The following is a 23,214-nucleotide window of genomic DNA, read 5'->3' on the forward strand; positions in this document are numbered from 1 at the left end:
GGGCACAACACGCTGACCGGGATCATGCTCAAGATCGTGTCGGTGGCGGTCTTCGTCGCCATGTCGTCCTGCATCAAGGCGGCGGGCACGGTGCCGGCGGGCCAGATCGTCTTCTTCCGCTCGTTCTTTGCCATCTTTCCGATCGTCGTCTTCCTGGCCTTTCAGGGAAAGCTTGGCACCGCGTTTTCGACCAAGCGCCCGCTCAACCACATTGCGCGTGGCCTTGTCGGCGTCTGCGCCATGGGGCTCGGCTTCTTCGCGCTGATTCGGCTGCCGCTGCCGGAAGCGATCGCGCTGAACTACGCACAGCCGCTGCTGGTGGTGGTGTTCAGTTCGATCTTTCTCGGCGAAGCGATCCGCGTCTATCGCTGGAGCGCGGTTGCGGTCGGACTGGTCGGGGTGCTGGTCATCTCATGGCCGGAACTGACGCTGCTGGGTTCGGGCGCAGCACTCGGCGATCAGGAGGTGCTCGGCGTCATCGCCGCACTGGTCGCGGCAGCGATCTCGGCCGTCGCCATGCTGCTTGTGCGCAACCTCGTCCAGAGCGAGCCGACGGCAACCATCGTGCTGTGGTTTTCGGTGACGGCGAGCCTCTTGGCCTTGCTGTCGCTGCCGTTCGGCTGGCAGGCGCTGACACCGGCGCAGGCGGGCCTGCTCATTGCTGCAGGCTTTTGCGGCGGGCTCGCCCAGATTCTGATGACGGCCGCCTATCGCCATGCCGAGGCCTCGGTCGTGGCGCCTTTCGAATACACGTCGATGCTGCTTGGCATCGTTGTCGGCTATCTCGCCTTCGGCGACGTCCCGACGGTTCATATGCTCATCGGTGGCGTGATCGTCGTTGCCGCCGGCATCTTCATCATCTGGCGCGAGCGCCAGCTTGGCCTCGAACGCGCCCGCACCCGCCAGGCGACCCCACCGCAAGGATGATCAGGACGGCTCGGCCCGCTCGTTCGCCAATCGCACCAGCACGGTCCTTGTCTGCTCATCGGCGGGGAAAAAAGATTCGATCGCCAGTTCCGACAGCGTCACGTCGAGCGGCGTGCCGAACACGGTGATGGTGCTGATGAACGACAGCACGGCATCGCCATGCGCAAGCCGCAGCGGGTGCACGATCGCGTTCGGCTCGACCGGCACCGGCCGTGCGCCGTTCAGGCCGGACGGATAGGTCCGAAGCTCGCGCTCCAGTTCGACCAGAACCGGGTCGCCAGTGGCGTCGTTCTGGTGTTTCAGCCGGTCGAGAAGATGCGCGCGCCATTCGGCCAGATTGACGATGCGCGGCGCGACGCCACCCGGGTGCAGGCTGAGCCGCAGCACGTTGACCGGCGGCTTCAGCAAGGAAGGCTCGGCAACGTTGGCGAGGAACGGGCCGATGGCAGCATTTGCCGACACCAGGTTCCAGTGCCGGTCGACAGCCAGCGCCGGGAAGGGTTCGTGCCCCTTGAGCACGATCTCGACCGCCGCCATCGCCGGCGCCAGCGAGGCATCGGTGAGCGGACGCTCGCTGAAGCTGGGGGCAAAGCCCGCGGCCAGCAGGAGCTGGTTGCGCTGCCTCAACGGGATCGACAGCTGCTCGGCCAGATGCAGCACCATGTCGCGCGAGGGTGCCGCGCGGCCGCTTTCCACGAAACTCAGATGCCGCTGCGAGATTTCGGCTTCCATGGCGAGGTCGAGCTGGCTCATGCGCCGGCGCGTGCGCCATTCGCGAATGAGGCTGCCGGCGGAAGTCTGGGTTGCGGTCATGGGCGCATGACTAGGCCGGCCGCAGATGCATTTCAATTACCGGGGAGGTTATAGCGCCGCTCTTCCCTTCACCCTCAACCCAGCGTCCGCAGTTTCGCCTTCACCTCAAGAAAATCCCGCCACGCCAGCTTCTTGTGCGCGGGGGTTCTCAAGAGATAGGCCGGGTGGAGCGTTGGCATGGCGGGGATGGCAATGCCGGCGGCGGTCGTGTGGACGCGCCAGTTGCCGCGCAGCCGCAGGATGCCCTCTGTGGTGTTGAGAAGGGTGCTTGCCGAGGGGCCGCCCAAATTGACCAGCACCTTCGGATTGACCAACTCGATCTGCCGTTCGATGAACGGCCGGCAGATCTCGGTCTCGTGCGGCGTCGGCGTGCGGTTGCCCGGCGGCCGCCAGGGAATCACATTGGCGATGTAGGCCGAGGTCCGGTCGAGGCCGATCGCGGCCAGCATCCGGTCGAGCAGCCGGCCCGAGCGGCCGACGAACGGCAATCCCTCGATGTCCTCGTCGCGCCCGGGTGCCTCGCCGACCAGCATCACCGCGGCATTCGGATTGCCATCGGCGAACACCAGGTTCTTGGCGGTGAATTTGAGGTTGCAGCCGTCGAATGCCGCCATGTGCTGGCGAAGTTCGTCCAGGGTTGCCGCCGTCGTCGCCAGGTGTCGCGCCAATGCCGCTTGCTGCTCGTCGGGCACTGTCGCCGTACCGGACGGCGCGCGCACCGCCGGCGCCGCAGCTTGCCTTTCGCCCATTCCGGCGCGTGACAGGCTTGTCGAGCGTGGCAGCGCTGCGTTTTCACCGGTTGGCGGCGTAACTGTCGCTGGTGCCCGCTCAGGCGGCTTTGACGCAGCCTCGGCAAACCTGTTCAGCGGCTCCTCTTCGAGCGCTTCATCGACCCCGGCGCTGGCGTAGAAGGCCAGCAGGTCGGCAATATCAGATCGGTTGTCTCGGGAAACGGCAGTCATGCTTTCACATTCAGCCGCGCGGCAGGAATTTGCAACATCGTGGTTGGCGCGATGCTTCATGATTTCGTCATCCAGGGCCTCAGCGACGTCGCTTCGCTCCTGCTTCGCCCTGGATGACGAAGTGGTTCAGCTCGACGGTATACGCGGATCCTGCACCAGATAGAACGTCCAGCGTGGTGTGTAGTCGGTGATCAGGTAATCGAATTTTGCCGTCTTCAACGGGTCGATCTTGCCGCTCTTGAACAGCAGCCGGTCATAGGGTTCGAAGTCGCGATCGAAATCGGCAAAGCTGCTCGACCAGATGTTGTCAGGCGTCTTGTTGCGCTGGTCGAACGACAGGCCGTCGCCGAACACGCTCGGCCGGTGGAGTATCTCCTGGAGCTCGAACTGGAACTCGACCCAGGCCTGGCCGCTGTTGTTGAGCACGTCGATGCGCATATACATGAGGCCGTTGGCAAATTGGCCCGCAGTGCCGAAGGGGTGGATCGGCTTCGTCGTGCGGATCGTCAGTGTCACAGGTGTCGCCGAATTCAACTCTTCGGTGATGACAAGCGGGTCCTCCTTTGTCCCGATGCCCGAGGCGCTGGTGATGCGGAAGCCGCCCAGCTCGTCGGAAAAGGAGTAGGCTCCGGCCACCCAGACCCTTTGCGGCTCGGCGAGGGCGCCAACGGACGCCAGCGGCAAAAGGGCCAAAACGAGCGCCCGGCAAACCCGTCCGGGCGGCGAAAAAAAGCGCGTCGATGAAAAGCCGGATGGCCCGTATGTGCGCATGGTGCGAAGTATGGCCGATAAGCAAGCCGTCGAACAATTAAAAAAAATCAGGGCAACGGCGATCTTTGGACCCGGATCGATGTTGGTGGACCCGCAAATCGCGATTTTGTAGTACGATGCGCGGCCTTTTTGACGAAATCGGCATTGTCACGTCAGCGCCGGTTTCGCGTCGCGAATTGATGCGCTATGCAGCGGATAAGCCAGCAAGATGCGCAAATGCGCTCGCATGACCCCAAAAAGTGAAATCACTTTTTGGAAAGGATCATGCGAAAATAAAGTTGCCAGAGTGTCCTTTGCGCGTCCAATGGGCGCGCGGCACTCTGGGCAGTGAGGGTTGATGAGCGAGATCGAACGCGAAAGCATGGAATTCGACGTGGTCATCGTCGGCGCCGGTCCGGCCGGCCTCGCTGCCGCGATCCGTCTCAAGCAGGTCAATCCCGAGCTTTCCGTCGTCGTCCTGGAAAAGGGCGGCGAAGTCGGCGCTCACATCCTGTCCGGCGCCGTCGTCGATCCGATCGGCATCGACCGGCTGCTGCCGGGCTGGCGTGACGAGGAGGGACATCCCTTCAAGACGCTGGTCACCGCAGACCATTTCCTGGTCCTCGGCCCCGCCGGTTCGTTCCGTCTGCCCAATTTCCTGATGCCGCCGCTGATGAACAACCACGGCAACTACATCGTTTCGCTCGGCAATGTCTGCCGCTGGCTGGCGACCAAGGCCGAGGCGCTGGGCGTCGAGATCTATCCGGGCTTTGCCGCCGTGGACCTCATTTACAGTGACGAGGGCGCGGTCACCGGCGTTGTCACCGGCGATATGGGCGTCGAGAAGGACGGCACGCATGGCCCGGGGTTCGCGCCGGGCATGGCGCTGATGGGCAAATATGTGCTGATCGGCGAGGGCGCGCGCGGCTCGCTGGCCAAGCAGCTGATCGCCAAATACCATCTTTCCGACGGCCGCGAGCCCGGCAAATACGGCATCGGTCTCAAGGAGCTCTGGCAGGTCAAGCCGGAGAACCATCGGCCGGGCCTTGTCCAGCACTCCTTCGGCTGGCCGCTCGACATGAAGACCGGCGGCGGCTCCTTCCTCTACCATCTGGAGGACAACCAGGTGGCGGTCGGCTTCGTCGTCCACCTCAACTACAAGAACCCCTATCTGTCGCCGTTCGACGAGTTCCAGCGTTTCAAGACCCACCCGGCGATCAGGGGCACATTCGAGGGCGGCAAGCGGCTCGGCTATGGCGCCCGTGCCATCACCGAGGGCGGCTGGCAGTCGGTGCCGAAACTGTCCTTCCCCGGCGGCGCGCTGATCGGTTGTGCTGCCGGCTTCGTCAACGTGCCGCGCATCAAGGGTTCGCACAATGCCGTGCTCTCCGGAATGCTGGCGGCCGAGCATGTCGCCGAGGCGATCGGCGCCGGCCGCGCCAATGACGAACTGGCTTCTTACGAGGCGGCATGGCGGGCAACCGACATCGGCAAGGATTTGAAGAAGGTGCGCAACGTCAAGCCGTTGTGGTCGCGCTTCGGCACCGTCGTCGGCGTCGGCATCGGCGGTCTCGACATGTGGCTGAATTCGCTGTTCGGGTTCTCGCCCTTTGGCACGCTGAAGCACGGCAAGGCCGATCATGCGACGCTGGAGCCGGCCGCCAGGCATAAGAAGATCGCCTATCCGAAGCCGGATGGCGTGCTCACCTTCGACCGCCTGTCCTCGGTGTTCCTGTCCAACACCAACCACGAGGAAAACGAGCCTGTCCACCTGCTGGTCGCGGATATGGACCTGCAGCAGCGTTCCGAACACGATGTCTATGCCGGGCCATCGACACGCTACTGCCCGGCCAGTGTCTACGAATGGGTCGACAAGGATGGCAACGCCGCCGCCGATCCCGAGGCGAAGGACGTGCGCTTCGTCATCAACGCGCAGAACTGCGTCCACTGCAAGACCTGCGACATCAAGGATCCGAACCGAAACATTACCTGGGTGCCGCCACAAGGTGGAGAGGGACCAGTCTACCAAAACATGTAGCCCAGCAAGACAGAACGGCCCGGCGGCCGTCTCGCCCGCCGATCAAATGAAGGCGCGTGAAGGCCTATTATATGTGCGGCGTCTAAAAGAAGTTGAAGCGGGGCGGCGCCTGTGGTTCCATTCTTTCTGACCCGGGAGATGACCATGCGCCTGGCGGTTCTGACGTGCCTTGCGGCGATTGGCGGCTTGTGCGGCTTCGCACCGTCGGCATTGGCTGACACGAAGGTGCTGGTCAAGACCCGGACCTACGACATCACTGGAACCACGGGCGCCGCCCTGATCGAGGCCATGGACCGCAACGGTCCGAAGCGGCACGGCTTCATGACGCACGCCATCGCGCTGGCCGCCTATACCGTAGATTGGGACCTCGACGTCACGAGGGAGGGTGGTGTCTGCCGTCTGCGCCAAGCCAATGGCACGCTCGATCTCACCTACACCTTGCCGCGTTTGGCCTCGGCCGCGACGCCGGCACTGCAGAAGCGCTGGAAGCGGTTTTTCGCGGGCGTTCGTGCGCACGAGCATAACCATGGCCGGATCGCCAAGGCAATGATGCGGGCGACCGAAAGATCGATCACTGGACTGGAGTTCGCCGACAACTTGTTTTGCAGCAAGACGCACCGCGAGGCGAGGCGCCGGATCAAGGCCGTCTATGCCGAATACGAGGCGAAACAGAACGCATTCGACGCGCGCGAGCATCGCGACGGCGGCCATGTCGAGCACCTCATCAGGGCGCTGTTGCGCAAGCAGTAGCTCAGCTTCGGGTCCTGCCGTTCTGTCTCACCGATGCCGTCGCGGTTTCGTGTTCATCGACCGGCTTCTTCTGTTCCGGCCTGAGCGAGAACTCCACCATCAGCGGAAGATGGTCGGAGCCGGCGTTATCCAGCCTCGACACCGAATGGATGAGAACTGCGCCCTTGCTGAAAACAAGGTCGATCGGCAGTCCGGCGAAGCGCAGGAATTCCGGCAGCTTGATAGGGAGCCAGGTCGGCCCCGGCGAAGGCGCCACAGTCAGCTTGCCAAGTCCTGCGACGCGCCGGACGGCGGCGCTCCACGGCACTGCATTGCAGTCGCATGCCATGATCGATGTCTCGCCGAGCGAGGCGAACTCCCCCGACAATCCGCCGATCTGCCATGACTGGTTGCGCGGCCATGGCCAGATGAGGTGCATGGCGGCGACGTCGACGTCGGTTCCGCCGAAATCGACCGTCGCGATGGCCATCGCGCCGCGGCCATCGCAGCGCGGTTGCGTGCCGGCGGCAAACGGCCGTCTGGACAGCAGCGCAACGCCGAAAACGCCATTGGGGTAGGGGCAGAGGATCCGGTGGGGGTAGGCGCTGGCGAGAAGGCCAAGCTTCGCCTTCCACATGTCGGACACCTCGTCGAGGGTGATCACATCAGGCTGGGTCCGGCCGATCAGCGACAGGACTTTTTCAGGCGTTGCATTGTTGAACCGCAGGTTCATCTGCAGCAGGCGGTAGACCGCCTTGTCACCGGGATGGACTGCCTGATCGCCGGGGTAAACGGGCTGATCGCCGGCCTCGACTTCGTAGGCTGCCTGGACCTGCCACAGGCGGGGCACCGACAGGGCGTTCGACGTGGTGGCAAAGGCAGCCACCGCAAAGAGCAGCGCTGTGGCCGCCTGCAGGCGAAACGAGGTCGCCAGCAGCGGCAGCGCGCAAAGCGCCATCAGCACGGCAAGATGAACGCGGAAATGAGCGAAGGAATCGAAGGCCGGATGCAGCGTTCCGAAAAACCCGGCCACCAGCGCGACCGAGAAGACGAGCATTGCGATGAATGCCATCGAAGCCATCATGTCTCGAACGGGTGCCATCTACTTTGCTTATCGGCAGAAATGCAGCCAATCAAGATGGTGAAACGCCCTGCCGCGCTGTTGCCATACTCCAATCGATGAAAGCCGCCGTCCTACTGGAACGCCGTCTCCGAAAAGCTTCTGAGCTTGCGCGAATGCAACCGTTCCATCGGCATCTCGGCCAGCTTTTCCATCGCCCTGATGCCGATGGTCAAATGCTGTGCCACTTGCCGCTTGTAGAACTCGGTCGCCATGCCGGGCAGCTTCAATTCGCCATGCAGCGGTTTGTCGGAGACGCAAAGCAGCGTACCGTAGGGTACGCGGAAGCGGAAGCCATTGGCGGCGATCGTCGCCGACTCCATGTCGAGCGCGATCGCCCGTGACTGCGACAGCCGCTGCACCGGCCCACGCTGGTCGCGCAACTCCCAGTTGCGGTTGTCGATGGTAGCGACTGTGCCGGTGCGCATGATACGCTTGAGGTCATAGCCGGAAAGGCCGGTGACTTCGGCGACCGCCTCCTGCAGCGCCACCTGGATTTCGGCCAGCGGCGGGATCGGCACCCAGACCGGAAGATCGTCGTCCAGAACATGGTCTTCCCGCACATAGGCGTGCGCCAGCACATAGTCGCCCAGCGCCTGGGTGTTGCGCAGGCCGGCGCAATGGCCGAGCATCACCCAGGCATGCGGCCTGAGCACCGCTATGTGGTCGGTGATCGTCTTGGCGTTGGAGGGGCCGACGCCGATATTGACCATGGTGATGCCGCCATGGTTCGGCTTCTTCAGATGGTAGGCCGGCATCTGCGGCAGGCGCGGCGGCGCCACGCCATGGTTGGGCGCGCTTTGTCCAGCCTTGGTGACGACGTTTCCCGGCTCGACGAATTCGACGTATCCGCCGCCGCCTTTCGCCATCAGATCGTGCGCACGGGCGACGAATTCGTCGATGTAGAACTGGTAGTTGGTGAACAGCACGAAATTCTGGAAATGCTGCGGACTGGTCGCCGTGTAGTGCGACATCCGGTGCAGCGAGTAGTCGATGCGTTGCGCCGTGAACGCCGCCAACGGCCTGGCTTCGCCTAACGCCACTTCGAACGTGCCGTTGGCGATCTGGTCGTCGGTGCCGTCGAGATCGGGCACGTCGAACAGGTCACGGATTGGCCGCCTGATGCGCTCGGCTGCCGCGCCGTCGACATGCGAGCCTTCCAGGAACGCGAAATGCAGCGGGATGGGCGTCGTCGATTCCGAAACCGTGACCGGAACGCCGTGATTGCGCATGATCAGGCGAAGCTGTTCGATGAGATAGCGTTCGAAAAGGGCGGGCTGGGTTATGGTGGTCGAGAAATGCCCGGGCGTCGGCATATGGCCGTAAGCCTGCCGCGAGTCGATCTGGGTGAACGAAGTCGTGGTGACACCGACCTCCGGATAAAACGCCCGGTAGCGCTTGTTGTTGTCGCCGCCCGCCGCGAGCGCCGTAAACGAATCGCGCAGGAATTTGGTGTTGCGGTCGTAGAGGGCCTGCAAGGCCGCGACGGCCTTTGCTGCATCATTGAAGATCTGCCGGCCAAACGGCTCCGGCATCACGACTGAGTCTATGGCTTGGGGATAGATTCGCTTTTCCATGACCCAATATAGAGGCTTGGCCATGCGGTTGGGAGGGGGCCGAAGGATCGTTTTTTATTTTGCATGGTTTCGATGAAGGCCGATTGCCTAGCCGCGCCGCAGGCTGATCAGCAGCACAAAGCCGACGCCGGTCTTCTTCAGCGCCGGCGCTTCGATTGTCGAGCCGGCATCGGCGCGCATCGTCGGCACGGCCAGAACCGGGGCCGCAAGAACCGTCAGGATGAGCGCCGCCCGTGGCAGGACCCGAAGGGTTTTCAGGACGTTGGCGACGATGCGGTTCATGGCTTTGCTTTTCTCCTCTCGAAGTCTTTGTCGGTTCAGGGGCGAAAATGGTTCACGCAACCGAACCGGCAGGAATAGGCCTGGTCCCAGTTGCGGGCCGAGCGCCCCTCGGCAACGAGAATGGCGAACGACATGCCGAACAGGCTCATCAGCAGGCAGACGATGGTGAAGCGGCGGGCGAACATGGCGTGGTGTCTCCTTCGACACGCACGAGAATGCACTGATGCAACTGAACCGGTTCTGATGCCGGCGTTCATCTGCCGTTCAAATTTGGACTGTTAGGGCGCAGAAGGCGCAGCCTGCGCGATCGATCGGTGTTCCCAAACACAGAGGCGCGAACAAAAACGGGGCCTTTTGCGGCCCCGTTTTTCATTGTGCGGCAGTCGAAACGATCAGAGCTTGTGCCAGGTCTGGCTCCTGCAGATCAGCCCGCCGAGCACGCAGCCACTCATCTTGAGCGAAGCGCCTGAGACCGAGGCCTTGCCCGAATAGGTCTTGTCGGTCTCCGGGTCGGTTATCGTACCCGTGTATTTGTTGGCGCCGGACACCTTGAACGAACCGATGTGCTTGCCGGCAAACTTGCCGGATTTGAGCGTGATGGAAAATGCGTCGCCACCGCCCGTGATGGCGGCGGTCGAACCGGCTTGCGTTTTCCAATTGCCTTCGATCGGGTCGGCCCAAGCGGTGCCGGCCATGATCAATGTGGCCGCGAGGGCCATGCTGATTTTGCGAAACATGTTTCTCCTCCCTGTGGGCATCCGGACGAACGTTCCGCCCCGCCAGTCTGCCTCTTACGCAAACGTAAGCTAATCCACCTCCCGGCAAAACAAAAGCGGTGCCGCTGCGGAAGACTTCGGGATTTTTCCCGGCCGCCTGAAGCGGTCTGGTCGGCGAGAAATGAAACACCAGGCATGCTGGCTTTGTCTTCCGTGGTTAGCGGAGTCTTGATTTGCGCCTCGCAAATTTTCATCAATTTTAGTCCAAACCGGCGCAATTGCTGATTTTGCATCGTTAATGAATTTCCGCGTTTACCTCTTGTTTTAGCTTTGTTTTCCTCAAATTAAGCACGCCGTTTAACGACGGATTCAAGCCTTCGGTTCATTCTCGAAAGCATCGAAAGAGCGGCCGCCCCAAGGGTTTCCAAGGGACAGAACGAGGCAGCTCTCGGGAGCCTGACAGGGGCTAGAACAGGGGATTGAAATGGCACGTTTTGAAATGCCTGAAGCCGGCTTCGGCGCCATGGGGGCAACTGCCCAGGCCGACATTCTTTTCGAACTGGGCATGATGTATGCGACCGGCCGCGATTGCGAGACCGATGTCGTCGCCGCCCACAAATGGTTCAACATCGCTGCGATCAAGGGCTCGGTGCGCGCCGCGGAACTGCGCTCGGAATTGTCGGCCGCCATGTCGAAAGTCGAGATCGCCAGGGCGCTGCGCGAAGCCCGCGAATGGATGACTATGCACTAAGTCTCACCTGAACTCATCATGTACTGAGATCACCGACAGGGACGCTTCAAGGCCGCGCGAAGACGGCCGGACCGGCAAGAACAAGGCCGCGCAAGACGGCCGGACCAACAATGACAAGAACGCCGCAGGCCGGATACAGCCAAGCTGCGCGACGGACAGGGAAGCGAGCGGTTTTCGGGGCGCGCGTAGCGTTCGGGATTGTTCGATCGACAAAAGCCGCGACCGGCCGGAACAAGGCCGGCGCGGCTTTTCGCGTTTTCGGACCATGGTCCCAAAAAGTGGAAACCGGTTTTTGGGAGAAGATCATGGTCAAACAGTCGGACCATGATCCCAAAAAGTGGAAACCGGTTTTTGGAAGGATCATGGCCAAACAGAAAGCCGGCAGGCCCAATCGAGTGCCGCCGATGCGCCAAGACAGGCTTGGCGAACGGTGAAATTCTCCCACCTAATCTGGAAGAGGCGCGGTCGGAGCGGCCGCGCGCGAGTGGAGGAGTTGTATCGCCATGAAAAAGTTGGGTATTTTGAGCGCGGCCATTGTCGGCCTGGTGATGAGCGCGCCGGCCTTCGCCGAAGACATCACCTTTTCGGTGGTCGGACCGATGACCGGACAGCTTGCCACCATCGGCGACCAGTTCAAGCAGGGCGCGCAAGCCGCCGCCGACGCGATCAACGCCGCCGGCGGCGTCGACGGCCGCCAGATCAAGCTCGACGTCCAGGATGACCAGTGCGATCCGAAGCAGGCGGTTTCGGTCGCAAACCGCATCGTCGCCAACGGCGTCAAGTTCATCGATGGCCATGCCTGCTCGGGCTCGAGCATCCCGGCCTCGGCCGTCTATGCCGAAGCCGGTGCGATGATGATGTCGCCGGCTTCGTCGAACCCGGAGCTGACGGACGCGGCGGCGAAATCCGGCTGGCCGACGATCATGCGCCTTTATACGCGCGACGATGCGCAGGGCGCCTTCATCGGTCCATGGATCGCCAAGAAATACGCCGGCAAGAAGGTCGTCATCATGCATGACAAGAGCGCCTATGGGCAGGGCGTGGCCGATGCCGTCAAGGCGACGATGAACCAGAACGGCCTCAACGAGATCCTCTATGAGGGCATCAACGCCGGCGAAAAGGACTATTCGGCGCTTGTCACCAAGCTCAAGGAACTGAAGGCTGATGTGGTCTATTTCGGCGGCTACCACCCAGAGGCCGGCCTCATCCTGCGCCAGTCGGCGGAACAGGACTTCAAGTTCCAGCTGATCATGCCGGACTCGATTGCCACGCCGGAATTCTGGCAGGTTGCCGGCCCGGCCGGCGAAGGCACCATGTTCGTCTTCCCGTCGGATCCGCAGGCGAAGCCCGAAGCCAAGCAGGCCATCGAAAAGATCAAGGCGGGCGGCTTCGTGCCCGAGGGCTTTACGCTGTTCTCCTATGCCGTGATCCAGGCCTTTGCCGAGGGCATCAAGCGCGCCGGCAGCGACGACCCGGCCAAGGTTGCCGAAGCGCTGAAGAATGGCCAGCCGATCAGCACCGTCGTCGGCCCTGTCACTTTCGATGAAAAGGGCGACCTCAAGAACGTCAGCTACGACATCAACCAGTGGCACGACGGCAAATACGCGCCGATCCAGCCTTGATCGCCATTGCATGTCGCGCAAAAGTGCGCAGCGGTTTTGCGAAAACGACATGCACAAAAACAAGAACTAAAGCGCGTTGCGTGCGACGCGCTTTAGCGCTTGGCGACAATCGGAGATGGCCGGGGCAGATCCGGCCATTTTCATTTGGTCATGCGTTTGCGGCGCGCGTCTTCCGTCGTCGCCTCTCCTTGGATGAACAGCGTCAGCCGTGGGCTTCCTCGGCAAAACGCACCAGCACCGTCCCATCGGTGACCTGTGCGCCCTCTGTTGCGATCTCGGCGATCGTCCCGTCATGCGTGGCGGAAATCGTGTGCTCCATCTTCATCGCTTCGAGGATCAACAGCGGCTGGCCCTTGATGACGGTTTCGCCTTTTGCCGCGCGCACCAGCTTGACCAGTCCCGGCATCGGCGCGCGCAGGCTGTCGGCACCGGCGGCGATTTCGTCGGCCCTTGCCAACGGGTCCGGCACCGCGAAGCTGTAGCCGACGGCGCCTGAAAAGACAGTGACATGGCCTGGCCAGCGGGCGAGGCGAGGGGCGGCGCGAAGATCAAGCGCGCTGTCATATGGTGCGTCCAGTGCCACCTGGAAGCGCCCGTCCGGCCGCATCGATACAAGCGCCAGGATATCGTCCTCGCCGTAGCGAAGCCGCGTGCGCCGCGCCATCGCGTGGAAATGCGCATAGCCGGCAAGCGACGACCACGGGTCGCGGGTCGGCGCCTGAGCCCCGGCGCCGGACGCTGCAAGTGCGGCCGCGGCGACGATCTCGCTGCTCGGCGGCGGCACTGCGGTCAGCGCTTGCTGGTGCCTGCCGATCAGCCCGGTGTCGACGTCACCTGCCGAAAAATCCGCGTCAGCGGCGAGAGCCGCGAGAAAGGCGGCGTTGACGGTCGAGCCGGCGATCTCGGTTTGCGAAAGGGAAATGCCCAGTGCTTCGAGCGCCGCCTGCCGGTTCTTGCCATGGACGACGAGCTTGGCGATCATCGGGTCGTAGAACGGCGAGATGGCATCGCCGGTCCGCACGCCGGTCTCGATCCGCATGCTGGCGCCCTCGGGCGCTGTATCTGGAAATTTCAGGTGATGCAGCGTGCCCGTCGCCGGCAAAAAACCCTTTGCCGCGTCTTCGGCATAGATGCGCGCCTCGAAGGCATGTCCGGAGAGCGCAATCTCGCTCTGCGTCTTCGGCAGCTTTTCGCCGGACGCCACCCGCAACTGCCATTCGACCAGATCGGTGCCGGTGACCATTTCGGTGACGGGATGCTCGACCTGCAGGCGAGTGTTCATTTCCATGAACCAGAAGCGGTCGGCCTTCAGTCCTTGCGAGGCGTCGACGATGAACTCGATCGTGCCGGCGCCGCAATAGTCGATCGCCTTGGCGGCCTTCACCGCCGCCTCCGTCATTGCCTTGCGCAATGCCGGCGTCATCCCGGGGGCGGGGGCTTCCTCGATCACCTTCTGATGGCGCCGCTGCGCCGAGCAGTCGCGCTCGTAGAGATGCACGACATTGCCGAAGATATCGCCGAAAACCTGAACCTCGATGTGGCGCGGCTTGTCGACATATTTCTCGACCAGCACGCGGTCGTCGCCGAACGCGGCCTTGGCCTCGCGCCGCGCACCCGACAGCGCCTCGGAAAAGTCGTCGGGATGTTCGACGCGCCGCATGCCCTTGCCGCCGCCGCCGGCGCGCGCCTTGATCAGCACGGGATAGCCGATCTCGCGTGCCTTGGAGGCGAGCAGCACGATCTCCTGCGCCTCGCCGTGATAGCCCGGCACAACCGGCACGCCGGCCTTCTCCATCAGCCGCTTGGCCGCGTCCTTCAGCCCCATGGCGCGGATCGAGGCGGCCGACGGGCCGATGAAGACGAGTCCGGCCGCTGTCACCTGATCGACGAAGTCAGGGTTTTCCGACAGAAAACCGTAGCCGGGATGGATGGCTTCGGCGCCGGTGGCCAAAGCCGCCGCGACGATCTTGTCGCCGCGCAGATAACTTTCGCCGACCGGCGAGGGCCCGATATGCACCGCTTCGTCGGCCATCCCGAGATGCAAGGCGCCGGCGTCGGCGTCGGAATAGACGGCGACCGTGCGCACGCCCATCCTGCGCGCGGTGCGGATCACCCGGCAAGCGATCTCGCCGCGGTTGGCGATCAGGATTTTGGCGAACATGGGACCTCCAAAGCCAGAGCTTGCCGCCAACGGCGCGAATGCTCCTTCACGCGGGCTGTGGCAACACCCTGCTTTGCAGTCCGGCCATTGTCAAAGGATCGGTAAGCCAGGCCCGCTTACGTCTGAAAACGTTGCAGTGTCATCTTCGCCCCATCCCGCTGGTATTTGCGCCCGTTGCTGCAGCAACCTACTTGGAGGCGGCGATGGCGCAACCGCCTGCCGCCGTCTTGAGTTTCCACCTCGTCAAGCCGGCCTGACAATTGCGCAACGCTCTCTCTTCCGCGGCCTGTTGCGAGGGGGCGTTGAGCGTGGAACCACAGATGATGTAGAGGTCGCTGACGCGCGAATAGAACGTCGTCGCATAGGCCGAATGGCCGCTGGCCGCGACATAGGATTTGTAGGCTTTCGGGCAATCTCCGGTCGAACCTGCCGGAAAATTGACGGCGAAACGACGGTCGCCTTTGTTTCCCGCCAGCGATTCCGCCGCTCCCACGCCAGGGGTCGCTAATATAAGCAACGTCGAAAGTACTGACATAGTTGTTTTTTGAAAAATCTGCAGTCTCATCTTCGCCCAATCCCCACGGTATTTGCGATGAGCAATAAACGCGATTCTTTCGTCTGACCAGATCGGTGAATGAAAATAAGTCTGAAACTATGAAGGGATTTTCCTACCTGTGCCGGTCACGCTCCGCCAACGCCTGCTGGTATAGGTCCGCCGTCTGCTGGTCGAAGCAGCAGAAGATGACGGTTTCAGGAACCGCATTGTGGCTGACAAAGGCGCTCACCGTGCCAACGGCGATCTGCGTCGCCTGGTCCTTTGGATACCGGTATACACCGGTCGAGATCGCCGGAAATGCCACCGTCCTGCAATCCTTGCCGGCGGCGAGTTCGAGCGAACGGCGGTAGCAGGAGGCCAACAACTCGGCTTCGCCCTTGCCGCCGCCTTGCCAGACCGGCCCGACCGTGTGGATGACATAGCGTGCCGGCAGCCTGTAGCCCTTGGTGAGTTTTGCGTCGCCGACCTTGCAGCCATTGAGGGATTGGCATTCGGCCAGAAGTTCGGGGCCGGCCGCACGGTGGATGGCGCCGTCGACGCCCCCGCCACCCAGAAGTGAGGTGTTGGCGGCGTTGACGATGGCGTCGACCGCCAGCCTGGTGATATCGCCGACATGAACGCGAATCCTTGCCTCGATCTCGCTCATCGGTCACATCCTGAACACGCCGAAGCTTGTCTCCTCGATCCCGGCGTTCAGCGCTGCGGACAGGCTGAGCGCCAGCACCTCGCGCGTCTTGGCCGGATCGATGATGCCGTCGTCCCAGAGCCGGGCGGAGGAATACAGAGGGTGGCCTTCATGCTCGTATTTCATCAGGATCGGCTTCTTGAATTTTGCCTCCTCCTCCGCGCTCCATTCCCCGCCCTTGCGCTCGATCCCCTCGCGCTTGACCACGGCCAGCACGGTGGCCGCCTGCTCGCCGCCCATCACCGAAATGCGGGCATTCGGCCACATCCACAGGAAGCGTGGCGAATAGGCGCGTCCGCACATGCCGTAATTGCCAGCGCCGAACGAGCCGCCGATGATCATGGTGACCTTCGGCACGCGGGCCGTGGCGACCGCCATCACCAGCTTGGCGCCGTCCTTGGCGATGCCGCCGGCCTCGTATTTTCGCCCGACCATGAAGCCGGTGATGTTCTGCAGGAAGATCAGCGGAATCTTGCGCTGGCAGCACAACTCGATGAAATGCGCGCCCTTCAGCGCACTTTCGGAAAACAGCACGCCGTTGTTGGCGACGATGCCGACCGGCATGCCGTTGAGATGGGCAAAGCCGGTGACCAGCGTGGTGCCATAATTCTGCTTGAACTCGTCGAATTCGGAGCCGTCGACGATGCGGGCGATCACTTCACGCACGTCATAGGGCTGGCGCAGATCGGTCGGCACGATGCCGTAGAGTTCTTCGGCTGCATGAAGCGGCGCAATCGGATCGCGTAGCGCCAGCCCGATCTGCTTCTTTCGATTGAGGTTTTTGACGATGCGGCGCGCGATCGCCAGCGCATGCTCGTCGTCCAGCGCAAAATGATCGGCCACGCCGGAAAGCCGCGTGTGGACCTCGGCGCCGCCCAATTCCTCCGCGCTGACGTCCTCGCCGGTAGCGGCCTTCACCAGCGGCGGGCCGCCGAGGAAGATGGTCGCCTGGTTGCGCACCATGATCGTCTCGTCCGACATCGCCGGCACATAGGCGCCGCCCGCCGTGCACGAACCCATGACGCAGGCGATCTGCGGAATGCCAGCAGCCGACATGTTGGCCTGGTTGTAGAAGATGCGGCCGAAATGGTCGCGGTCGGGAAACACCTCGTCCTGGTTGGGCAGGTTGGCGCCGCCGCTGTCGACCAGATAGACGCAAGGCAATCTGTTCTGCAGCGCGATCTCCTGCGCGCGCAGATGCTTCTTCACCGTCATTGGATAATAGGTGCCGCCCTTCACCGTGGCGTCGTTGACGACGACCATCACTTCGGTGCCTTCGACGCGGCCGATGCCGGTAATGATGCCGGCCGATGCGATGTCCTCACCATACATCGACCACGCGGCGAACTGGCCGATCTCGAGGAATGGCGAGCCGGTGTCGAGCAATTGGGCGAGGCGCTCGCGCGGCAAAAGCTTGCCGCGGCTCTGGTGGCGCTGACGCGCTTCCTCTGAGCCGCCACGCTCGACGGTTGCCGCCTTTTGCGCAATGTCGGCGACCAGCGCCCGCATGCGCTCGGCATTGGCGCGGAAGGTGTCGGAGGCTGGCGAGATTTGCGAGGTGAGGGGGGCCATTGGCGTTACCGGATCAGTTCGATCTTGCAGCCGATATCCAGGTCGCCCCAGCCGCGGTCGGCGGTGACGGCTATGGCGTTCTCGCGAATTGCCAGGGCCAGGCAGGCCCGATCGCCCAGCGACAAGCCGCGATGCCGCGTCAGCTCGCGAAGCTGACCGGCGGCGATGCCCATCATCTCGTCGAAAGCAGCGACCGGCATGCCGAGACTGGCGAGGTCGTCCGCGGCCTCTTCCATGCTGCGTCCCTTGTCGATCAGCTTGGCGATAATTTCGGCCGCATTGACGGAGCTGAATTGCGCATCCGGCGCGAAACCCAAGGCAATATCGGTGCCTTTCTCGTTGAGCAGGATCGCAAGCGCTGCCGAGCTGTCCATGACGTAAGCTTTCACTTCGCTCCCTTCCTCGCCATTCCCAGGGCATGAAGCCGGTCCAAACGTCTATCGCTTCGACGCTGTTCTTCCCGCCGCTCCTTCAGAAATTCGTCGACGACACTTTCGCCGGGCTTTTTCAACGCTGACAATTCGGCCTGGACGCGCCGCAGATTCCGAAGCCACGACCTTACCCGCAACTCGCCGTTCTCGACATGAAGGATCAAGTCTTCACCAGGCTTCACGCCCATTTCCTCGCGCATCGCAGCCGGGATCACGAAGCGTCCGCCCTCGCCAAGTCTGACGCGCTCGCGTTTCGCTGGCAACCGGAGCGGAGTTTTTTGAGCGCCTGCGTCGAATTGTGTCGGCGGGTTCTCGTCAAACCCAGCCTTTTCGGTTCCTTTCGCCATGTTCTGCCTCGGTCCGGAAATATGACATGCCAGGAGAAATATGGGGCAAATTGTCCAGCATGGCAAATTCATGAAATAGTGCCATCAGACTCCTTCCGCCATGATTTCCCGCCCGATCAGCCAGCGGCGGATCTCGCTGGTGCCGGCGCCGATCTCGTAGAGCTTGGCGTCGCGCAAAAGCCGGCCGGTCGGATAGTCGTTGATGTAGCCATTGCCGCCCAGCAGCTGGATGGCGTCGAGCGCCATCTGCGTCGCCTTCTCGGCAGCGAACAGCACGCAAGCGGCGGCGTCCTTGCGGCTCGTCTGGCCGCGGTCGCAGGCAGCGGCGACGGCATAGACATAGGCGCGCGCGGCGTTCATCGTCGTATACATGTCTGCGAGCTTGCCCTGCACCAGCTGGAACTCGCCGATAGGCTGACCGAACTGCTTGCGTTCGTGCACATAGGGGACCGCCACATCGAGGCACGCCGCCATCAGCCCGAGCGGGCCGCCGGCGAGCACCGTGCGCTCGTAGTCGAGACCCGACATCAGCACCTCGACGCCGCGCCCTTCCTCATGCAGCACATTGTCGAACGGCACTTCGACATCCGAAAAAACCAACTCGCCGGTGTTGGAGCCGCGCATGCCGAGCTTGTCGAGCTTTTGCGCGACGGAAAATCCGGCGAAATCCTTTTCGACGATGAAGGCGGTGATGCCGCGCGACTGGAGTTCTGGATCGGTCTTGGCGTAGACGACCAGCGTCTCGGCGTCCGGGCCGTTGGTGATCCACATCTTGGTGCCGTTCAGCACATAGCAATCGTTGCGTTTTTCCGCGCGCAGTTTGAGCGACACGACGTCGGAGCCGGCGCCGGATTCCGACATTGCCAGCGCGCCGACCTTTTCGCCGCTGCACAGCGCAGGCAGATATTTTTCCTTCTGCGCCGGTGTCGCCCAGCGATTGATCTGGTTGACGCAGAGGTTGGAATGGGCGCCGTAGGAGAGGCCGACCGAGGCAGAGGCGCGCGAAATCTCCTCCATCGCCACGACATGGGCGAGATAACCCATGCCGGTGCCGCCGAATTCCGGATCGGCGGTGATGCCGAGCAGGCCGAGCCCACCGAGCTCGGCCCACAGATGCGACGGAAATTCATTCGAGCGGTCGATCTCGGCGGCGATCGGGGCGATCTTGTCCTGGGCGAAGCGCCGCACCAGGTCGCGCAGCGCCTCGATGTCTTCGTCAAGCCCGAAGTTGAGTGTGTGCGTGTACATGCCGTTTCCTCCCGGCGCACGGCCCGAAATCGAATTCAATTTCGGGAAGGGCGCAAAATCAAAGTGCTACAGCGTCCTTTGCGCGCCGGCTGTGGCGCTGCAGGCGCGTTGTCGCGCCATGGGCCTTTGCTCCAACCAGGCGCATCGTCATTGAAAGATATGTGGCGGTTACCTCCGAGATCGATAGCCGCTCGCCCGGCCGGAACCAGACGATGACGCCGGTCATCATCTGGATCAGCGCCATGGCTGTCAGCCCTGTGTCTTCGACGTCGAAGACGCCGGCTTCCGCGCCGTCGCGCAAGATGACGCGCAGCTCCTTCTCATAGGCGGTGCGCATACGCAGGATCTGCGTCAGGCGGTCATGCGACAGGCTGCGCAATTCCATGTTCGAGACATGGGTGGAATGGCGACGCTCGACATGGAAGGCGATGTGGTTTTCGACAAAGGCGGCGAGCCGTGTCGCCGGATCGGCCGCGGCCGGGCGGGCCGCGTCCCACGCCTCGATCAGCCCTTGCATGTGCTCGCGCATCAGCGTGAACAACAGGTCTTGCTTGGTCGGAAAATAACGGTAGAGCGCCGCCGCCTGGACGCCGACCTCGGCGGCCAGCTGGCGCATCGACATTGCCTCATAGCCAAGACGCGCGATCAGGCTGACCGCCGCCTCGCGGACCGCTGCTTCGGTCTTTTCGCCGTCGGAACCGGTCGTGCGCGCCATGCAAGCCTCGCTGAGAGAGTAAGAATAAAACGAACGTTCAATTAATTCAAGGGCGCGACTCCTCCTTCTCCCCTTGTGGGAGAAGGAAGAGCGCTATTCAGTTTCCCCGTGCTGCCGCCAGTGCACCCGGCAATTCCTCGGCAAAAATGTCGAGCTCGTGGTCGAGGCCGACGCTGACCCTGATGCAGCGGTCGAGCACCGGCACCATCGGCTTGCGGATGAACACATCGCGCGACAAAAGCGCCTGCAGCACGTTAAGCGCGAAGGCGCCGTCGCCGCCGCAGTCCATGGTGACGAAATTGGTCGCCGAGGGCAGCGGCTTCAGCCCATTGGCCTCGGCGATCTCAGCGATGCGCCGACGGCCGGAAGCGACGCGCGCCACCACGCTTTGCAGATAGTCCTGATCGGCCAGCGCCTCGACGCCGGCAATCTGCGCCATGCGGCTGACGCCGTAGTGGTTGCGGATCTTCTCGAAATCGCGGATCACCTGGGCGTCGGCTACCGCATAGCCGCAGCGTATGCCGGCCAGCCCGTAGGCTTTCGAGAAGGTGCGCATGCGGATGACGTTCGGTCGCGACACGTCGATCGGCGGCAGCGCCGAGGCAGGGCCCAATTCGCCATAGGCCTCGTCGAGCACCAGCATGGTGGTCTCCGGCAGGGCTTCGATGAAGCGGATGAGCTCCGCCGCCTCCCACCAGCTGCCCATCGGATTGTCCGGGTTGGACAGGTAGACCAGCGGCGCTTTGTCCCTGGTGATCGCAGCCAACAGGCCGTCCAGGCTTTCCCGGTCGTTCTCGTAGGGGACCGCGACCAGCCGGCCGCCGACGCCGGCAATATGGAAATTGAAGGTCGGATAGGCGCCGAGCGAGGTGACCACCGCGTCGCCTGATGCCACATACATGCGCGCCACCAGGCTGAGCAACCCGTCTATGCCTTCGCCGACCACCACGTTTTCGACGCCAACGCCAAGATGCCCGGCAACAGTCACCTTCAAATCGTGATTGTCTGGATCACAATACATCCACATGTCGCGGGCGATGCCGGCCATGCGGGCGATGACGCGCGGCGAGGGGCCAAAACTGCTCTCATTGGCGCCGATGCGGGCGCGAAAGGCGCGGCCGCGATTTCGCTCCTGCGCCTCCGGGCCGACAAACGGCACCGTCGAAGGAAGCGCGCTGACGATCGGCGTGAGGGGAGGGCGCTGGCGCATGGCAAGTCTCGCTAAAAAAGGGGGCTCGCTCGAAAAGTGCCTTCTTGCTAGCGCGGCACAGATAACCGCGCAAGCTCCCGCCTTGGCTGGAGCCAGCATGCTGGATTCCCCCCGCACTTTTTGCTAGCGAGATATTTCTTTTTGCTAGCGAGATATCATGAACAATCGACTCCCGCCTGCCTGGTCAAAGCACATCAAGCCCGGACCCGCGCCAAAAGTGAAGGGGCCGATAGTGAAGCCTTTGGTGAGCCCGCAGAAAGCAAGCGCCCAATCGCGTGCGCAGGCCGACGACGCATTGCTAAAACAGGCATATGCCTTTCAGCAGGCCAAGCGGCTCGACGAGGCTCAGGACCTATGCCTTCGGGTTCTGGAGCGCACGCCAAACCATCCGCTCGCCTTATACATCCTGGGGACCATATACCTGGGTTACGACGATGAGCGGGCCCTGCGATATTTCGCACGGGCGGTCGGCGAGGAACCTAAAAACCCCTACTACCATCTCAGCCTGGGCGAGGCCTATGTGAAGGTCAGCGAGTATGCGCCAGCAATCAAGCATATGCAGTACGCCCTGGAACTGCAGCCCGGCCTTATCGAAGCACTTTGTGCATTGGGGCGCACTTACACGGCGTTTGACAAGCCCGACATGGCTCTGCCGCTTTACGAGAAGGCGCTGAAAATCAACCGCGATCATCCCAAGGTGCGAGCCGGGCTGGCCAGCGCGCTCAGCGGCCTGGGGCGTATGGATGAAGCCGCCGCCTATCTGAAGCAAGCAATCGCACGTCGTATTGGCGTGCCGGCTGCCTACAACGACCTTGTACAGACGCGAAACTTCACCGAGGAGCCCGAGGAGCTCCAATCCATCCTTCGTGAGCTCGGTAATCCGAAACTTGGTTCGGAAGGCGCGCAGCAACTCCATCACGCCGCCGGCAAGGTGCTGAACGACCTCAAGCGCTATGACGAGGCATTCGACCATTTCAACAAGGCGAAACAGGCCTCCGGCCAAAGGTTCGATATCGATCTGTATCGTCGGTGGGTCGATTCGATGATTGAAACCTTCACGCCGGACTTTTTGGCTGCCAGGGCCGGCTATGGAAATCCTTCCGAAGCGCCTGTGTTCGTGGTTGGCATGCCCCGCTCGGGGACGACGCTCACCGAGCAGATCTGCGCCAGCCATCCCGACGTTCATGGCGCAGGGGAGCTTAGCAAGCTGAGGCGGGTCGCGAATGCGATCGGTCTCAAGACATCATCGGCTGGCGATTTGAGCCAGCCGGTCACCTCGATCACGGAAGTCCTGTCCAGAACCTTGGCCGAAGAGCACCTGTCCTATTTGCGCGAGCGGGCGCCTGCCGCGCTTCGCGTCGTGGACAAGACGCCGCACAATTTTGAACTGATCGGCCTTATCGGCCTTCTCTTCCCCAACGCACGCATCATTCATTGCCGACGTGATGCCATTGACAATTGCGTCTCCTGCTTCGTCCTCAACTTCAGCGAGGCACACAGCTACAACACCGACCTGAATACACTAGGCCTGTACTATCGCGAGTATGACCGCCTGATGCGGCACTGGAACGAGCTCTTTCCAGGCCATATCTTCGAAAATCGCTATGAAACGCTGGTTGAGGACCAGGAAGCCCAGTCGCGCCGCCTGATAGATTATCTCGGGCTGCCTTGGGATGACGCCTGCCTGCGATTTTTCGACAGGGATGGTTCGGTCAACACGCCCAGCCGCTGGCAGGTTCGCCAACCGATCTACAAATCGTCGGTCAAGCGCTGGAAGAACTATGAAAACGAAATTCAGCCGCTGATCCAGTCGCTGGGCGATCTTGCTGAGATTTGACTTGGGGATGGCGGTCCGCATTGCGCGGACCGCGAACTGCCAACCGACCTGTCCTGTTCCTTCCAACCGTTCCTGCTTTGCAGAATTTGATAGTGTCCTGAAGGTTCTGCAAAAAGCTCTGGAGAGAGAGCAGCCCTTACTCTGAGGCGAGGGGCGGCCATGGCA

At 62.5% G+C, this 23,214-nt stretch carries 24 protein-coding genes; 6 read left to right on the forward strand and 18 right to left on the reverse strand.

The features are described from left to right. Positions 1-24: 24 nt before the first annotated feature. Complete coding sequence (locus AC0L18_RS21665; RefSeq protein ID WP_473494166.1) at positions 25-927, forward strand: DMT family transporter; 903 nt, start codon at positions 25-27, stop codon at positions 925-927. Here the strand turns inward: AC0L18_RS21665 and AC0L18_RS21670 are convergent, their stop codons facing one another. From AC0L18_RS21670 to AC0L18_RS21680, 3 genes are all read right to left on the reverse strand, one after another. Further along, positions 928-1,740 (reverse strand): helix-turn-helix domain-containing protein, encoded by an 813-nt coding sequence (locus AC0L18_RS21670; protein WP_091590402.1) that lies wholly within the window; start codon positions 1,738-1,740, stop codon positions 928-930. Positions 1,741-1,814: 74 nt separating this feature from the next. Next, entirely contained in the window at positions 1,815-2,702 is an 888-nt protein-coding gene (locus AC0L18_RS21675; protein ID WP_473494144.1) for a uracil-DNA glycosylase, read from the reverse strand. 126 nt (positions 2,703-2,828) lie between these two features. After that, a complete protein-coding gene (locus tag AC0L18_RS21680; RefSeq protein WP_473494145.1) occupies positions 2,829-3,473 on the reverse strand; it encodes a hypothetical protein in 645 nt (214 codons plus the stop codon). 337 nt (positions 3,474-3,810) lie between these two features. Here AC0L18_RS21680 and AC0L18_RS21685 point away from each other — a divergent pair, with 337 nt between their 5' ends. Both AC0L18_RS21685 and AC0L18_RS21690 read left to right on the forward strand, forming a co-directional pair. Further along, complete coding sequence (locus AC0L18_RS21685; protein WP_473494146.1) at positions 3,811-5,490, forward strand: electron transfer flavoprotein-ubiquinone oxidoreductase; 1,680 nt, start codon at positions 3,811-3,813, stop codon at positions 5,488-5,490. Between the two features lie 144 nt (positions 5,491-5,634). Continuing rightward, positions 5,635-6,240, forward strand: coding sequence for a DUF922 domain-containing protein (locus tag AC0L18_RS21690; protein ID WP_473494147.1), 606 nt, complete (start codon positions 5,635-5,637; stop codon positions 6,238-6,240). 1 nt (position 6,241) lies between these two features. Here the strand turns inward: AC0L18_RS21690 and AC0L18_RS21695 are convergent, their stop codons facing one another. The 5 genes from AC0L18_RS21695 to AC0L18_RS21715 form a co-directional block, all read right to left on the reverse strand. Then, positions 6,242-7,291 carry an endonuclease/exonuclease/phosphatase family protein gene (locus tag AC0L18_RS21695; RefSeq protein WP_473494148.1) on the reverse strand — a complete coding sequence of 350 codons (1,050 nt, stop codon included), beginning with the start codon at positions 7,289-7,291 and terminating at the stop codon, positions 6,242-6,244. 122 nt (positions 7,292-7,413) lie between these two features. Next, the gene (locus AC0L18_RS21700; RefSeq protein ID WP_473494149.1) at positions 7,414-8,874 is read right to left on the reverse strand and encodes an AMP nucleosidase; all 1,461 of its coding nucleotides are present in this window, start codon (positions 8,872-8,874) and stop codon (positions 7,414-7,416) included. 129 nt (positions 8,875-9,003) lie between these two features. Then, positions 9,004-9,198, reverse strand: coding sequence for a hypothetical protein (locus tag AC0L18_RS21705; RefSeq protein ID WP_128168071.1), 195 nt, complete (start codon positions 9,196-9,198; stop codon positions 9,004-9,006). A gap of 35 nt (positions 9,199-9,233) precedes the next feature. Beyond that, on the reverse strand, positions 9,234-9,383 hold the full coding sequence (locus tag AC0L18_RS21710) for a hypothetical protein (RefSeq protein WP_473494150.1): 150 nt from the start codon (positions 9,381-9,383) through the stop codon (positions 9,234-9,236). Between the two features lie 207 nt (positions 9,384-9,590). Beyond that, positions 9,591-9,935 carry a DUF2147 domain-containing protein gene (locus tag AC0L18_RS21715; protein WP_473494151.1) on the reverse strand — a complete coding sequence of 115 codons (345 nt, stop codon included), beginning with the start codon at positions 9,933-9,935 and terminating at the stop codon, positions 9,591-9,593. 463 nt (positions 9,936-10,398) lie between these two features. On the opposite strand from AC0L18_RS21715, the gene AC0L18_RS21720 reads away from it, so the two are divergent. Then, on the forward strand, positions 10,399-10,665 hold the full coding sequence (locus tag AC0L18_RS21720; protein ID WP_027152750.1) for an SEL1-like repeat protein: 267 nt from the start codon (positions 10,399-10,401) through the stop codon (positions 10,663-10,665). A 46-nt stretch (positions 10,666-10,711) separates the two neighbouring features. Here the strand turns inward: AC0L18_RS21720 and AC0L18_RS21725 are convergent, their stop codons facing one another. After that, complete coding sequence (locus AC0L18_RS21725) at positions 10,712-11,035, reverse strand: hypothetical protein (protein ID WP_473494152.1); 324 nt, start codon at positions 11,033-11,035, stop codon at positions 10,712-10,714. 133 nt (positions 11,036-11,168) lie between these two features. Here AC0L18_RS21725 and AC0L18_RS21730 point away from each other — a divergent pair, with 133 nt between their 5' ends. Beyond that, the gene (locus AC0L18_RS21730; RefSeq protein WP_128172686.1) at positions 11,169-12,287 is read left to right on the forward strand and encodes an ABC transporter substrate-binding protein; all 1,119 of its coding nucleotides are present in this window, start codon (positions 11,169-11,171) and stop codon (positions 12,285-12,287) included. A 202-nt stretch (positions 12,288-12,489) separates the two neighbouring features. On the opposite strand, the gene AC0L18_RS21735 is transcribed toward AC0L18_RS21730, so the two are convergent. The 9 genes from AC0L18_RS21735 to AC0L18_RS21775 all read right to left on the reverse strand — a co-directional run bounded on the left by AC0L18_RS21735 (position 12,490) and on the right by AC0L18_RS21775 (position 21,212). Beyond that, entirely contained in the window at positions 12,490-14,448 is a 1,959-nt protein-coding gene (locus AC0L18_RS21735) for an acetyl/propionyl/methylcrotonyl-CoA carboxylase subunit alpha (RefSeq protein WP_473494153.1), read from the reverse strand. Positions 14,449-14,635: 187 nt separating this feature from the next. After that, the gene (locus AC0L18_RS21740; protein ID WP_473494154.1) at positions 14,636-15,013 is read right to left on the reverse strand and encodes a hypothetical protein; all 378 of its coding nucleotides are present in this window, start codon (positions 15,011-15,013) and stop codon (positions 14,636-14,638) included. Positions 15,014-15,116: 103 nt separating this feature from the next. Then, positions 15,117-15,650, reverse strand: coding sequence for an O-acetyl-ADP-ribose deacetylase (locus AC0L18_RS21745; RefSeq protein ID WP_473494155.1), 534 nt, complete (start codon positions 15,648-15,650; stop codon positions 15,117-15,119). A 3-nt stretch (positions 15,651-15,653) separates the two neighbouring features. After that, a complete protein-coding gene (locus tag AC0L18_RS21750) occupies positions 15,654-17,261 on the reverse strand; it encodes a carboxyl transferase domain-containing protein (RefSeq protein ID WP_473494156.1) in 1,608 nt (535 codons plus the stop codon). Positions 17,262-17,266: 5 nt separating this feature from the next. Further along, entirely contained in the window at positions 17,267-17,650 is a 384-nt protein-coding gene (locus tag AC0L18_RS21755; protein ID WP_473494157.1) for a type II toxin-antitoxin system VapC family toxin, read from the reverse strand. Further along, positions 17,647-18,039 (reverse strand): AbrB/MazE/SpoVT family DNA-binding domain-containing protein, encoded by a 393-nt coding sequence (locus AC0L18_RS21760; protein WP_473494158.1) that lies wholly within the window; start codon positions 18,037-18,039, stop codon positions 17,647-17,649. The genes AC0L18_RS21755 and AC0L18_RS21760 overlap by 4 nt, the downstream gene beginning before the upstream one ends. Positions 18,040-18,123: 84 nt before the next feature. Then, entirely contained in the window at positions 18,124-19,287 is a 1,164-nt protein-coding gene (locus AC0L18_RS21765; RefSeq protein ID WP_473494159.1) for an isovaleryl-CoA dehydrogenase, read from the reverse strand. Between the two features lie 58 nt (positions 19,288-19,345). Then, positions 19,346-20,002, reverse strand: coding sequence for a TetR/AcrR family transcriptional regulator (locus AC0L18_RS21770; RefSeq protein ID WP_473494160.1), 657 nt, complete (start codon positions 20,000-20,002; stop codon positions 19,346-19,348). Positions 20,003-20,099: 97 nt separating this feature from the next. Beyond that, complete coding sequence (locus AC0L18_RS21775; RefSeq protein ID WP_473494161.1) at positions 20,100-21,212, reverse strand: pyridoxal phosphate-dependent aminotransferase; 1,113 nt, start codon at positions 21,210-21,212, stop codon at positions 20,100-20,102. Positions 21,213-21,369: 157 nt separating this feature from the next. Between AC0L18_RS21775 and AC0L18_RS21780 the strand changes: the two genes are divergently transcribed. Then, on the forward strand, positions 21,370-23,049 hold the full coding sequence (locus AC0L18_RS21780) for a tetratricopeptide repeat-containing sulfotransferase family protein (protein ID WP_473494162.1): 1,680 nt from the start codon (positions 21,370-21,372) through the stop codon (positions 23,047-23,049). Positions 23,050-23,214: the final 165 nt, after the last annotated feature.

This window comes from Mesorhizobium sp. WSM4819 (assembly GCF_055811215.1).